This window comes from Gelatiniphilus marinus (assembly GCF_042684345.1).
GTDB lineage: Bacteria > Bacteroidota > Bacteroidia > Flavobacteriales > Flavobacteriaceae > Gelatiniphilus > Gelatiniphilus marinus.
This window is the reverse complement of sequence record NZ_JBHULK010000004.1, coordinates 204168-217290: the sequence shown is the minus strand read 5'-3', so window position 1 is coordinate 217290 and position 13123 is coordinate 204168. Positions and strand designations below refer to the sequence as shown.

The 13123-nt window shown below is 37.8% G+C and carries 12 protein-coding genes; 5 read left to right on the top strand and 7 right to left on the bottom strand.

The window, feature by feature from the left end:
- Positions 1-39: 39 nt before the first annotated feature.
- The 3 genes from ACFSQS_RS11635 to ACFSQS_RS11625 form a co-directional block, all read right to left on the bottom strand.
- Entirely contained in the window at positions 40-861 is an 822-nt protein-coding gene (locus ACFSQS_RS11635; protein ID WP_388018862.1) for a GLPGLI family protein, read from the bottom strand.
- Positions 862-935: 74 nt separating this feature from the next.
- Complete coding sequence (locus tag ACFSQS_RS11630) at positions 936-1070, bottom strand: hypothetical protein (protein WP_388018859.1); 135 nt, start codon at positions 1068-1070, stop codon at positions 936-938.
- A gap of 73 nt (positions 1071-1143) precedes the next feature.
- Positions 1144-1356, bottom strand: a complete 213-nt coding sequence (locus tag ACFSQS_RS11625) for a hypothetical protein (protein ID WP_388018856.1) — start codon at positions 1354-1356, stop codon at positions 1144-1146.
- Between the two features lie 447 nt (positions 1357-1803).
- Between ACFSQS_RS11625 and ACFSQS_RS11620 the strand changes: the two genes are divergently transcribed.
- Both ACFSQS_RS11620 and ACFSQS_RS11615 read left to right on the top strand, forming a co-directional pair.
- Positions 1804-2583: a hypothetical protein gene (locus tag ACFSQS_RS11620; protein WP_388018853.1), complete on the top strand. Its 780-nt coding sequence runs from the start codon at positions 1804-1806 to the stop codon at positions 2581-2583.
- An 8-nt stretch (positions 2584-2591) separates the two neighbouring features.
- Positions 2592-3206, top strand: coding sequence for a deoxynucleoside kinase (locus ACFSQS_RS11615; protein ID WP_388018850.1), 615 nt, complete (start codon positions 2592-2594; stop codon positions 3204-3206).
- Positions 3207-3354: 148 nt separating this feature from the next.
- On the opposite strand, the gene ACFSQS_RS11610 is transcribed toward ACFSQS_RS11615, so the two are convergent.
- From ACFSQS_RS11610 to ACFSQS_RS11595, 4 genes are all read right to left on the bottom strand, one after another.
- Positions 3355-5727, bottom strand: a complete 2373-nt coding sequence (locus tag ACFSQS_RS11610) for a sodium-translocating pyrophosphatase (RefSeq protein ID WP_388018848.1) — start codon at positions 5725-5727, stop codon at positions 3355-3357.
- 131 nt (positions 5728-5858) lie between these two features.
- Complete coding sequence (locus ACFSQS_RS11605) at positions 5859-6386, bottom strand: inorganic diphosphatase (RefSeq protein WP_388018845.1); 528 nt, start codon at positions 6384-6386, stop codon at positions 5859-5861.
- Positions 6387-6711: 325 nt separating this feature from the next.
- Positions 6712-9225, bottom strand: a complete 2514-nt coding sequence (locus tag ACFSQS_RS11600) for a DUF5686 and carboxypeptidase-like regulatory domain-containing protein (RefSeq protein WP_388018842.1) — start codon at positions 9223-9225, stop codon at positions 6712-6714.
- Positions 9226-9288: 63 nt separating this feature from the next.
- On the bottom strand, positions 9289-10266 hold the full coding sequence (locus tag ACFSQS_RS11595) for a pyruvate dehydrogenase complex E1 component subunit beta (RefSeq protein ID WP_388018839.1): 978 nt from the start codon (positions 10264-10266) through the stop codon (positions 9289-9291).
- 215 nt (positions 10267-10481) lie between these two features.
- Between ACFSQS_RS11595 and ACFSQS_RS11590 the strand changes: the two genes are divergently transcribed.
- The 3 genes from ACFSQS_RS11590 to ACFSQS_RS11580 all read left to right on the top strand — a co-directional run bounded on the left by ACFSQS_RS11590 (position 10482) and on the right by ACFSQS_RS11580 (position 13120).
- Positions 10482-11228, top strand: coding sequence for an electron transfer flavoprotein subunit beta/FixA family protein (locus ACFSQS_RS11590; protein WP_388018836.1), 747 nt, complete (start codon positions 10482-10484; stop codon positions 11226-11228).
- A 105-nt stretch (positions 11229-11333) separates the two neighbouring features.
- Positions 11334-12293 (top strand): electron transfer flavoprotein subunit alpha/FixB family protein, encoded by a 960-nt coding sequence (locus ACFSQS_RS11585; protein ID WP_388018833.1) that lies wholly within the window; start codon positions 11334-11336, stop codon positions 12291-12293.
- 209 nt (positions 12294-12502) lie between these two features.
- Positions 12503-13120 (top strand): bifunctional nuclease domain-containing protein, encoded by a 618-nt coding sequence (locus tag ACFSQS_RS11580; RefSeq protein ID WP_388018830.1) that lies wholly within the window; start codon positions 12503-12505, stop codon positions 13118-13120.
- Positions 13121-13123 lie beyond the last annotated feature (3 nt).

Sequence of the window (13123 nt, the reverse complement as noted above, 5' to 3'; positions counted from 1 at the left end):
AATGTTAAATTGATCTGTTTTTGGAGTTTTCATACCCTTTTATCTGTTTCTTCTTCCTGTTCTGTTATTTCTAAACTCCTGCATTTTTTCAACAATTATTTTTTTGTATTCTTGCTTGTTTACTTGCTGCCCTTTATCTGGAGCATTAATTTTTATTTTCTCTTCTGGATTTATTACAATTTTTGAACAAAGAATAGTGGTGTCGTTTACGTTAACTTCCAGTATTAAACCCGGCAGCCCCCAATATTCGCCAGGACCTTGGCTAATGGGCAGCTGTGGCGTGTACCATGCAACAACCTGGGTGATTTCTTCTAGTGTATCAGTTTCGTTGGCGTTGGAAGCATTGTTGCGCAATTGGCTCCATGAAAACGAATACCAAGATAGTTGGGATTTAGCAATTAAAGCAGTTGCCTTAAAACAAGTATATTGTCCTATTTGCTTAGATTCTGTTTGCAATTTCCATTTAAGAGGCATTAGGCTATCTTTAACCAAAAACTTTTTTCCATAAAACTCTTGAGCCTGCAAAAAGGTATTGGTTTTTACATTTTTGTACTGTGTTCCTGGTGTAAAATTCTTTCCCCAAGAATCTGTTGCTCCAGAAATAGCATCTAGTTTTTCATCTTCTTTATAAACAGAAGCTTGTTTATTGAAGGTTAAAACATAGGTTTTTTCCAACCTATTTTTTAAACGTTCTGCAATTTGTTTTTTTTGTTGTTCGCTCATTGTTGCTCCCCAACTACCAAGATTCATAGGGGTTTTTGAAAAATAATAAGCTTTACCCTGAAATTCTTGAGCAAATAATGAAGCCGAAACAGATAATACGATTAAAAAAGCAGAGTGTTTAGCAAAGAAAGTTTTCATGACTCGAGTGTGTACGATTGTTGTGTTTAACAAATATACAAAATAATTAAACAAAACTATTAATTATCAATCAATTAAACATTATATCCAGACACCATATTATATTTAAAGGTTAATACAGTTGAGAGAATTTTAATTTGTCCACCAACTCTAATCATCACCCTTTCGCCATCGCCACCACCTCTTCTGTACCGAAATTGCTCCATCATTTCTTTTGTATTTTTCCCATAATCTGGTCAAATTTTGTTTGGTAACTTCTTTCCCTTTGTGGGTTCTAAAATATTAACAGGCGCGTTTTGGATTTATAACAATCTTGCTGCAAACCAAGGTTAGGTCGCCATCGTTAACCTCTAAAATTAACCCCGAAAGCCCGTGAAATTTTGAAGGCTGATTATTAACGGAAATTTTCGGCGAGTACCAAACCGTAATTGCTCGGTATTTGGTTAATTCTTTGGTTTCGCCATTCTGCATTATATGTTTGTGGGGTATAATCATCTTTAAAAACCACCTTAAAACAAGTGCAATTGCCAATGTTTTTGGTTTCGTTTACCTATTCCCTTTTTCGGTTGGTTAGCGTGTTTCTTATAAAAATAAAAAAAAACAGATTTCCTTAAATTTCTGTTATAAAACAAAAACGCGGTTTTAAACCTGTCTGTAATTCTAAATAAACTTTGGGAAACGATGACTTTTTTATCGGCAAGAAGTATGGATGTATTTATAACAAAACTCTGCAAAAAACTTAATAAAGGCGGGGGGGGGGAACATAAAAAATAATTAATGTTCGCATATTGTGTTACAAGCTTATTTACCGAGGCTTCTGTTTTTGTTTATACCCTATTTTTTTTTTACATTGTTAATGTAATATTGCAATATTACGATAATATAAATATAAATCTAGTACTGTTCGTTATGTTATGGCTTTTTCGTATTTTTCAGCCTATAATGAAACATGCCTTTTACATCTTTTTAATCCTGTCTTATGCCGGTTTCTGTCAAGAACCTATTGCAACTTCATTAATAAATAAAACCAATCTTAAAGCTGAAACATTTGTAGGTATCGATAATTTCGGAACCATTTTTTACATAAACAACAACGTTTTTAATAAAAAGCAAGCAAACAAAAGCCTCACTTATAGCAATGTGCAGTTGGGAAAAATCACTTACGCAAACACATTCAACCCATTAAAAATCAACCTGTTTTACAAAAACTTTAACACGGTTGTGATTCTAGACAACAGGTTGGGCGAGATATTTAAAATTGATTTCAATTCTATTCAGCCCTATAAAAACGTTTCGCAAATAACCACAGGGTTCGACAATACCCTTTGGATATTTAACCAAGACACCCAACAATTGGAATTATTCGATTACAAAGCAAAAAAAACGCGGGCAAAAACACTTCCGGTTAAAAGCAATGTGTTGCACATAGCCAGCAATTACAACTACTGCTGGCTGCTTACCAAAACGTATCTTTACAAATACAATTATTTTGGAAGTTTGATTTTTAAAACTGCAAACAATGGGTTTTCAGAACTGGCAGAACACAACGAAAATATAATCTTAAAAAAAGACAACAAGCTATTTTATTTAAAGAAAAACACCAAAACCCTAACGCCAATTAAAACACCCAATTTGTTGATAAAACAGTTTTTTGTAACGGGCGAAACCTTGTATATTTACGCAAACGAAACACTACAGGAATTCCAATTAAAAATAAATTAACTTATAACATGCATATTGCTATTGCAGGAAACATAGGCGCAGGAAAAACAACGCTTACAAAATTATTGGCAAAACATTATAAATGGGAGGCTCAACTCGAGGATGTTGTGGACAACCCCTATTTAGACGATTTTTACAACCAAATGGAACGCTGGAGCTTTAACTTACAGGTTTATTTTTTAAATAGCAGATTTCGTCAAGTGGCTCAAATCCGCGAAAGCGGAAAAGACATTATCCAGGATCGCACCATTTACGAAGATGCCCATATTTTTGCTCCCAATTTGCATGCCATGGGATTAATGACCAACCGCGATTTTGAGAATTACGCATCGCTTTTCCAGCTTATGGAATCGTTTGTACAAGGCCCAGATTTACTAATTTACTTGCGCAGTTCCATCTCTAATTTAGTCGATCAAATCCATAAACGCGGGCGCGATTACGAAAATTCCATAAGCATCGATTATTTAAGCAGGCTAAACGAACGCTACGAAGCTTGGATTACAAAATACGATAAGGGCAACTTGCTTATTATAGACGTTGATAACTTAGATTTTGTTTCGAACCCCGAAGATTTAGGAGATATAATTAATAAAGTCGAGGCAGAAATTAACGGCCTTTTTTAGGGCGTTTTTACCAAAAAAGGTAAACCGCGCTTTCCGTTATATCTTTTTCTCGTACCTCAAAAAAGGATGCCACATCAATCGCTAACGCAAACAAAAACAGCCACATCAAAAAAAGATGCGGCTGTTTTTGTTTTAAATAACCAACTGCTTAGCTATTCTCTTCTTTTTTCAAGTTAGAAACGGCTTGTTTTACTTCGGTCTCTGTACCTTCAAACGTTTCATAATTAGTGGTTTTTTCACCATTTTCATTTACAACAGTAGTAACTACGGCTTTAAAAATGCCGTCTTCACCTTCATTCATTTCTACTTTAATATCTTTCGAAATATTTTGGGCCACTAATTCCGTAGCTTCTTTTTCTTCAGTATAAGCTGCCATACCTTCAGCAGTAATAGCGATACTAGGCGCGATAACCAAAGCTACAACACTCATTAACTTTAATAATATATTTAATGATGGCCCAGACGTATCTTTAAAAGGATCTCCAACAGTATCACCAACTACAGCAGCTTTGTGCGCTTCCGTTCCTTTTCTACCTTGTTCTTCAATGGTTTTCTTAGCATTATCCCAAGCACCACCGGCGTTAGATTGGAAAATGGCCATTAGCACACCACAGGTAGTAACACCTGCCAAAAGGCCTCCTAACATTTCTGCACCTCCAATAAAACCAACTGCAACAGGAACAACTATAGCCAATAAACCAGGGAGTACCATTTCTTTTATAGAGGCCTTTGTTGAAATTGCAACACACTTATCGTATTCTGCATAACCATCGGCAGCATCAAAGGTTTTTCTTTGCTCTGGAGTTGCTTTGGACATATCGGAGTCAACCGCCCGCATCACTTCTAAAGCGGCTTTTAACTGAGGTATATCTCTAAATTGGCGGCGCACTTCTTCTATCATGGCCATAGCAGCACGACCAACGGCGTTCATGGACAGGGCCGAAAACACAAATGGAAGCATACCGCCCACTAATAGTCCTGCCATAATATCTGGTTGAGACACATCAATAGCCGTTACACCGGCTGTTTCCATAAAGGCTGCGAATAAAGCTAAAGCAGTTAAAGCTGCTGAAGCGATGGCGAACCCTTTGCCAATAGCGGCAGTTGTATTACCAACAGCATCCAATTTATCGGTGCGCTCTCTTACTTCACTAGGTAATTCTGCCATTTCAGCAATACCACCTGCATTATCAGATATTGGCCCGTAAGCATCAACTGCCAGTTGGATCCCAGTGTTTGCAAGCATTCCTACCGCTGCAATTGCTATTCCATATAGCCCTGCAAAGTAGTGCGATACTAAAATTGCAGCAGCAATTAACAAAATTGGAATAGCGGTACTCATCATACCAACCCCTAGGCCAGCAATTATATTTGTCGCACTTCCTGTTTCAGACTGTCTAACGATTGAATTAACAGGTTTTGTTCCTGTTCCTGTGTAATATTCGGTTACTTTACCAACTGCCAAACCAGCGACCAAACCAGCAATGGTAGCTAGAAACACTCCTGTAGAGGTATATTCTATTCCTTTGTAAAGCCATGATTCTGGCAACATTTGCTGAATTATAAAATACGATGCAACCAACATTAATCCTGCCGACCCAAATTCTCCTATATTTAATGCAGCGTGCGGCGAACCACCATCTTTAACCCTTACAAAAAATGTACCTATTATAGACATTATAATACCAACTGCGGCTAATACCAATGGTAAAAACACGGCTCCAAGGCCATTAAACTGTGAAGCAAACTCTGGTAAGGTTGCAAAAATTGCACCTAATACCATGGTACCTATTATAGACCCTACATAAGATTCGAACAAATCGGCTCCCATTCCGGCAACATCGCCTACGTTATCTCCAACATTATCGGCTATAGTTGCAGGGTTTAATGGATGATCTTCTGGAATACCAGCTTCAACCTTACCAACCAAATCTGCACCTACATCGGCAGCCTTGGTATAAATACCACCGCCAACACGGGCAAATAATGCAATTGAAGATGCTCCAAGAGAGAAGCCCGAAAGTACATTTAGCACTTCGTTTATGCCCCAACCCATTTGGCTGTAAATCATAAACAAACCACTTAGCCCCAATACGCCCAAGCCTACAACGCCCAAGCCCATTACAGCACCTCCTGCAAAGGCTACTTCTAAGGCTGTTCCCAATGATGTTCTTGCAGCACTTGTGGTTCTTACGTTAGCTTTGGTGGCCACCTTCATTCCTATAAAACCGGCCAAGGCAGAACAGATAGCTCCAACAATAAACGATACAGCTACCATACCGTTGGACCCTACTTCATTAATTCCTTTAAAATATAATAGGACTGCAACGGCTACTACAAAGATTGCAAGTATTTTGTATTCGGCTTTAAGGAAAGACATGGCGCCATCTGCAATGTTCTTAGCTATCCTTTTCATTTTTTCCGTGCCTTGATCTTGCTTAGATACCCATGCGCTTTTTATAAAGACAAATAAAAGTGCCAGTACACCAAAAAGTGGTAAAAATTTTACTATTAATTCCATATTAGTTAGTTAGTTTTAGTTAATTATTTTTTTTTAACGGGACTAAAAATAGGAAAATATAAGGGATAAAAAAAACCACCTTATACATAAGATGGTCTATTTTTATATTAACCTATATTTAATCATTTTAGTTAAATTGTAAAGGTTCTTTTTTTCTTGTGCTCGCTTTCTTCATATCGTTGTACGCACTTGTGGTAAATGTCTATGGCTTTTTCGGCATCGCCCCAACCACCAACATCTACTTTCTTTTCTTCTAAGTCTTTATAAACCTGAAAAAAGTGTTCGATTTCTTTAATTATATGCGGATTTAAATCGGTCAGGTCTTTGTTCTTACACCAAATGGGATCTGAAACCGGGACACAAATAATTTTTTCATCAGGTCCTTTTTCATCAGTCATGTGGAATACCCCTATGGGTCGCACTTCCATTACCACCATTGGATAGGTTGGCTCTGTGCCCAACACCAAAACATCTAACGGATCTTGGTCCAAGGCTAAGGTTTCTGGAATAAACCCATAATCGCCCGGGTACATCATGGATGAAAACAAGGTACGGTCGAATCGGATTTTGTTCAGTGTAAAATCGTATTCGTATTTATTCCTACTGCCTTTTGGTATCTCAATTAACACATCAAAGGTTAATCCTTTATTCTTAGTCATATTTTTTCCTTTTAGGGCTGCAAATGTACTGAACGCTTTAACATTTAACAACAAAAAACACTTGTTTTTTACTGCAAAAACCTAAAGCTGAGACAAACTACATAGCATATAAACCTAGATACCGCTGTTTGTATTTAAATAATGAAAAAATCAATTTCTTGTACTAAATTAATGTTTAACTTAAAACCAGGTGCTTGTGCTCTTAAAACTTGTTTAATTAAAAAATTAAAAGTATTGCTACCACAGATTCTAAATAAGTAAAGCTTTGGTAAACGGAATAAAGACAACTTATTATTAAGCTAATCAAAATTTACAAAACCAGCCCCTAAAAATAAAACCCAAAGGTTCCTGTTACACCAAATTTACGTGCATTGGGGTAGATAACACTATCTTTATAATTACCTCTAAAATTAAAGTCGATTCTAAAGACTTTAAAAATATTGCCAATGCCCAAACCATACTCGTAATACGGTTTATTGTTTGGTGCCACCAACGGAATACTATTGGGGTTATTGGTTGTGCTTAAGTTAATGTTTTCTTGCGAAATTTCGCCCCAAACACCACGAACACTTACAATCTCACGAAGATTAAGTTGTCGTAAAAACGGAATTCTTGAAAAGAATCGTCCGTTAAAATTGTGTTCTAAATGAAACGATGCGTAACTATCGCTTACAAACTCGTAATAATCTAACTGTGAAAAGGTGTTGTAAATTGAAAAATACGATTGATTTCCGGGAATAACGCTTAACAAACCCAATGGCACTTCGCCAAAGGTTTTGCCCGCTTCTAGGGTTGTGTACAACCTGCCAAAACCACCAAGTTGCCAGGGCTGTATGTACGATAGTTGTAGTTTGGTATAGCTAAAATCGCTATTGAATACTGTTTTATCGCCACGGCTTATTTGCGCAAAAATACGAGCAAAATCGTCGTTTGCGGTTCGTCGCTCTACGCCAAAGCCTGTCATTTTTCGCTTAGGAAAATAAGATAGAGAAAATGCGGTTTCAAATTGTTTTATTTCAGATGAAAAACCTGTTGGCGATTGGGCATCGACATAATCTAAACTAAAGGTTGCCGATGCCGACTCTAAAGTGCGGTAGTTGGCACCGAGCCTAAAAACAAGGTTGCGCCAAGGCTCAAGTTGCACTGCTAAACTGGTTAAGTTGATGTTCGTTAATTTGTCGTTTGCCCCGGTTCCCACAACCGATGATGAGGCTAAACTGCGCCCCAAAACATCGGTGCTTGTGGTTAGGCTTGCCCCTATTTGTTCTACATCGCGCCGGTTTCCGCCAGAAATAATCAATCGGCTTTTTTTGTCCAGCAGCCATTTGCCCGAAATACCATATTTGAATTTATCGTCTCTAAATCCGTAAGCCAAAAAACCTTCTAAACGCCACAAATCGTTTCTGCCAAAATAGGTGCGGCCGCCAGTGCGCAATCGCAGGCCTTCAACTTCGTTAAACCCGAAAGTTGAAAAAATAGGGCCGTAATCTAACGGCAACGTGTTAAACTCGATATAACCCGATGCTAATATGCTTCCTAAATTATAGAGCCGTTTAAACTTTTTTACGGTTTTTAGGGTATCCAGCATTTTGTAAACGCCTTGTTCGTCTTTGTTTAGGTCTTCTAAACGGTTTGCTGCCCAAAAGGCATCGTCCCTATCGTAAATATCTTTATCGTAATTGTAAACTTGCCTGTCGTAGAATTTTTTATCTAAGGGTTTATCAAATTTGTAATTATCGAAAAGTGTGGTGCGCTTACCATAAATGCCTCGCGATTTTTCTTTTTTACTTAATGCAAAATCAGACATCATATAATCTCGTTTTACAAGGAAAATGGAATCGTTAAGCACGTCGAATTCTTGTTCGATATAAATATCTTTTACCCAATTTATATTGGCACTTTTTGAGGCTTGTAAATTAATTTCCTTAATGGCATAGGTAGAATCTGCCACCCAAAAATCGCCTTTAAAAGTGAGTTCGTTTTTACGGCGCGGATAATAAATAATGTTGTAGCACCATTTGTTATCGATATATGCACTGTCTGAAAGGACATAATTATAAGTGTTTATGCCGGTTTTTGAAAGCGGACTTACAAAGCTTTTATCGAAGAATTTAAGGTAATTATCGTATATATTATAATCGGAATACAAATCGCCAACAAAATCGATAATAACTTGATTATCGCTAAAGCCCGAGTTTTTGTTGCCTTTTAAAACTTCTTTTTCTTTGTTTATAATGTTGTCGCCATAAACCTTTGATACGGCTTCGTTAATAAACATGGGCAAGTAGGTTTTACCGGTAACGCGTGAGGTATCTACTTCGTTAAACACAAACTCCATACCTCTAAAGAGTTTGCTTTTTATAAGCGCGCTATCGATGGTGTTTATATCGAATTCTACTTTTTCGTATTTATCGTATTCGTATTGCTTGTAAAGGTTTAATCCGTTTTTACGTTTGTGTTCCCAAATTTTACGTAGCAAATCGATAGCGGGATTATTCTTTTTTGATTGCTTTCCAGAGACGATAACCACAGCATCTAATTGTGCTGTTTCTTCTTTTAAAATGAATTTTAAATTGTAGTTTACTTTTTTTTCTAATTGAATCTCCAGGGTTTGGTAACCTATAAAGGAGATGGTTAGAGTGTTCCAAGTTTCGGCAGATTCTAAATAGAATTTCCCGTTTTCATCGGTAATGGTACCATCAGAAGACCCTTTGAATATAACGTTTGCGAACGAAACGGCTTCGTTATGTTCATCAAACACATAACCGCTAACTTTGGTTTGGGCTGATGCTGAGATAAATCCGAATAAAAAAAATACGAATAGTAGTCTTATGTTCATAGTATAAAAAAACTCCATCAACAATCGTGCTAATGAAGTTTATATAACGTAAATAATATCAATTTATTTGTATAATACTTTTTTAACGGCTTTTATTACCTCTGTGTAATCTGGCAACCACTCTTTTAGTAAAACCGGTGAGTAGGGTGCTGGCGTATCTGCTGTGTTAATTTTTACAATGGGCGCATCTAAATAATCAAAGGCTTCAGACTGTACCAAATAAGTGATTTCGGTTGCTACATTTCCAAAGGGCCACGCTTCTTCTAAAACCACTAATCTATTTGTTTTTTTAACCGATTCCACAATTGCTTTTCTGTCCATGGGGCGTACGGTTCGCAAATCGATTATCTCGCAAGAAATGCCTTCTTTTTCTAGTTCATCGGCAGCCTTGTAAGCTTCTTTTATAATTTTCCCGAAAGACACTATGGTAACATCTGTACCTTCTCTTTTAATATCGGCAACACCAATTGGCAATACATATTCGCCTTCAGGCACTTCGCCCTTATCGCCGTACATTTGCTCGCTTTCCATAAAAATAACTGGGTCGTCATCGCGAATGGCAGCTTTTAACAAGCCTTTGGCATCGTATGGGTTTGATGGTACAACCACTTTTAAACCCGGTGTATTGGCAAACCAATTCTCGAAAGCCTGCGAGTGCGTTGCCCCTAATTGGCCCGCAGAAGCTGTTGGTCCACGAAACACGATAGGGCACTTAAACTGCCCCCCGGACATTTGCCTAATTTTAGCGGCATTGTTTATAATTTGATCAATTCCAACTAAAGAGAAATTAAAGGTCATGTATTCTACAATAGGCCTGTTCCCGGTCATGGTAGAGCCAATGGCTATTCCTGCAAAACCAAGCTCTGCAATTGGCGTATCGATAACCCGTTTTGGGCCAAACTCGTCAAGCATCCCTTTTGAGGCTTTGTAAGCACCGTTGTATTCTGCAACTTCCTCACCCATTAAATAAACGCTTTCGTCCCTTCGCATTTCTTCGCTCATGGCTTCGCAAATGGCTTCTCTAAATTGAATTGTTTTCATTAATGCTGTTTTTAAGATCGAATTGCAAAAATAACAATAAATAGAATACCTTGTTTAAAAGAATTATCTAAAAATTTATTATGCGCGCATAGTAAATATTCAAAATAAAATAATTAACTTCGTTGCCATGAAAAGCTTGCGGTTTTTTACTGCTTTTGGTAGGTTAAAATCGTGCTCTTTTAAATAACTAAGTATTAATACATAAACGATTTATAATGAAAATTTTAGTGTGTATAAGTCACGTTCCAGACACCACATCGAAAATTAATTTTACAGATAACAACTCAAAATTCGACACCAATGGCGTTCAATATGTTATCAACCCAAACGATGAGTTTGGTTTAACCCGTGCCATGTGGTTTAAAGAAAAACAGGGCGCAAGTGTAGATGTTGTTAATGTTGGCGGTGCAGAAACCGAGCCAACTTTACGTAAAGCGCTAGCTATTGGTGCAGACAGTGCCATTCGAGTTAACACAGCTGCATTGGATGGTTTACAGGTAGCCAAACAATTAGCAAAAGTAGTGCAAGATGGCGGCTACGATTTGGTTATTGCCGGTCGCGAATCTATTGATTATAACGGTGGTATGGTTCCGGGCATGTTAGCTGGTTTAACCCATGCCAATTTTGTAAACAATTGTATTAGCCTTGAAGTTGACGGGGCAAACGCTACGGCGATTCGTGAAATTGATGGCGGAAAGGAGACCGTATCAACAACCTTACCATTGGTTATTGGTGGACAAAAAGGATTGGTTGAAGAAAGCGATCTGCGCATCCCTAACATGCGGGGTATAATGATGGCTCGAAAAAAACCATTAACCATTGTTGAACCTGTTGAAGCAACAGCAGGCACCACTGCGGTTAATTTTGAAAAACCTGCGCCAAAAGGTGCGGTAACATTGGTATCGCCCGATAATTTAGACGAATTAGTAAACTTGCTTCACAACGAAGCTAAGGTGATTTAGCCTGCTAAATCATCCTGAATTTATTTCAGGATCTTTTAAAGTTTACGAAAATATTAATTAAGATTCCCGTCTTCACGGGAATGACAAATAAAAAGATTGCATATTATGTCAGTTTTAGTATATACAGAATCAGAACAAGGAACATTTAAAAAAACAGCTCTCGAGGTAGCCTCTTACGCCAAGTCTGTAGCAAACCAATTAGGAACCACAGTAACTGCGTTAGCTATAAACGCAAACGATACTGCTGCTTTAGGGAATTACGGAGTAGATAAAGTTTTAAACGTAAGCAACCCGCAACTCGATGCTTTTAGCGCAAAAACCTATGCCGATGTTTTAAAACAAGCCGCAGAAAACGAAAATGCCAAAGTGGTAATTTTAAGCTCGAGTGCAGACAGCAAATATCTAGCTCCTCTTTTAGCCATTGGCTTAAACGCAGGTTTTGCTTCAAATGTTGTTGAAGCACCATCAAGCACGTCGCCTCTTACCGTTAAACGTAACGCCTTTACAAACAAAGCTTTTAGCATTACAACCATTGATACCGATGTTAAGATATTGGCGGTTTCTAATAATTCTTTCGGATTAGTAGAATCTAATGGTAGCGCTTCCGCGGAAGCGTTTTCGCCCTCAATTTCAAAATCTGGTGTAACCGTGAAATCTGTTGACAAAGCTACCGATAAAGTAACCATTGCCGATGCCGAAATAGTGGTTTCTGCCGGTCGTGGTTTAAAAGGTCCTGAAAACTGGGGCATGGTTGAAGAACTGGCCGAGGTTTTAGGCGCTGCAACTGCATGCTCTAAACCAGTATCTGATTTAGGATGGAGGCCCCATGGCGAACACGTTGGGCAAACCGGAAAACCAGTAGCAGCAAACCTTTATATTGCCATTGGTATATCTGGAGCTATCCAACATTTAGCGGGTATTAATGCTTCAAAAGTAAAAGTGGTTATTAATACCGATGCCGAAGCACCGTTCTTTAAAGCCGCAGATTACGGCGTTGTGGGCGATGCTTTTGAGGTGGTTCCGCAACTCATAGAAAAATTAAAAGCTTTTAAAGCGCAACAATAAATATTTTTTTATAAATTGTAATAGCAAAAAGACTGTTTAATTTAGCATTTTATCTTAAATCTGCTTTGGCAGTTGGTAAAGTCCTAATTTAAACAGTTCTTTGTGCTTAATTAACTACCTTGGCAATATACACTTGGTATTTTTTAATAAACATGTTTTTATTAGGAGATAACCCTCTAAATATTTAAGTCTCGATTATCGAGTAAACTATGAGTTTAGTAAGATTAAACATAAAAGGCATTTCGTACAGCCAAACCCAAAATGGCGCTTATGCCCTTATTTTAAACGAAGTAGAAGGCGATCGCAAACTCCCCATTGTAATTGGCGCTTTTGAAGCACAATCTATAGCCATAGCTTTAGAAAAAGAAATTCGCCCGCCTCGGCCTTTAACTCACGATTTATTCAAAAATTTCGCCGACAGGTTCGATATTGTTGTAAAACAAGTTATTATCCATAAATTGGTAGATGGTGTTTTTTACTCCAGTTTAATCTGCGAGCGCGATAAAATTGAAGAAATAATAGATGCCCGAACCAGCGATGCCATAGCTTTGGCCCTTAGGTTCGATGCTCCTATCTTTACCTATAAAAACATTCTTGACAAAGCCGGTATTTACCTAAAAGTGAACCCCAAAAAAGAAGACGAGCAAGAGCTACAAGACAGTATTTTGGTTGACGATATCTTAGCCAATGAGCTAGAGCCCAAAGCTCCTCGAGACCATTACAAAACCAAAACACTAAAAGAGCTTCATCAATTATTGGACGAGGCCGTTTCAAACGAAGATTACGAAGCCGCTGCCCATATTCGCGACGAAATTTCAAAACGCTAATTT

Bases quoted from the DNA above. Each gene is read 5' to 3' on its own strand.
- ACFSQS_RS11610 (WP_388018848.1), bottom strand. From the start codon at position 5,727: ATGGAATTAATAGTAAAATTTTTACCACTTTTTGGTGTACTGGCACTT.
- ACFSQS_RS11580 (WP_388018830.1), top strand. From the start codon at position 12,503: ATGAGTTTAGTAAGATTAAACATAAAAGGCATTTCGTACAGCCAAACC.
- ACFSQS_RS11615 (WP_388018850.1), top strand. From the start codon at position 2,592: ATGCATATTGCTATTGCAGGAAACATAGGCGCAGGAAAAACAACGCTT.
- ACFSQS_RS11590 (WP_388018836.1), top strand. From the start codon at position 10,482: ATGAAAATTTTAGTGTGTATAAGTCACGTTCCAGACACCACATCGAAA.
- ACFSQS_RS11595 (WP_388018839.1), bottom strand. From the start codon at position 10,266: ATGAAAACAATTCAATTTAGAGAAGCCATTTGCGAAGCCATGAGCGAA.
- ACFSQS_RS11625 (WP_388018856.1), bottom strand. From the start codon at position 1,356: ATGATTATACCCCACAAACATATAATGCAGAATGGCGAAACCAAAGAA.
- ACFSQS_RS11585 (WP_388018833.1), top strand. From the start codon at position 11,334: ATGTCAGTTTTAGTATATACAGAATCAGAACAAGGAACATTTAAAAAA.
- ACFSQS_RS11620 (WP_388018853.1), top strand. From the start codon at position 1,804: ATGAAACATGCCTTTTACATCTTTTTAATCCTGTCTTATGCCGGTTTC.
- ACFSQS_RS11600 (WP_388018842.1), bottom strand. From the start codon at position 9,225: ATGAACATAAGACTACTATTCGTATTTTTTTTATTCGGATTTATCTCA.
- ACFSQS_RS11630 (WP_388018859.1), bottom strand. From the start codon at position 1,070: ATGATGGAGCAATTTCGGTACAGAAGAGGTGGTGGCGATGGCGAAAGG.
- ACFSQS_RS11635 (WP_388018862.1), bottom strand. From the start codon at position 861: ATGAAAACTTTCTTTGCTAAACACTCTGCTTTTTTAATCGTATTATCT.
- ACFSQS_RS11605 (WP_388018845.1), bottom strand. From the start codon at position 6,386: ATGACTAAGAATAAAGGATTAACCTTTGATGTGTTAATTGAGATACCA.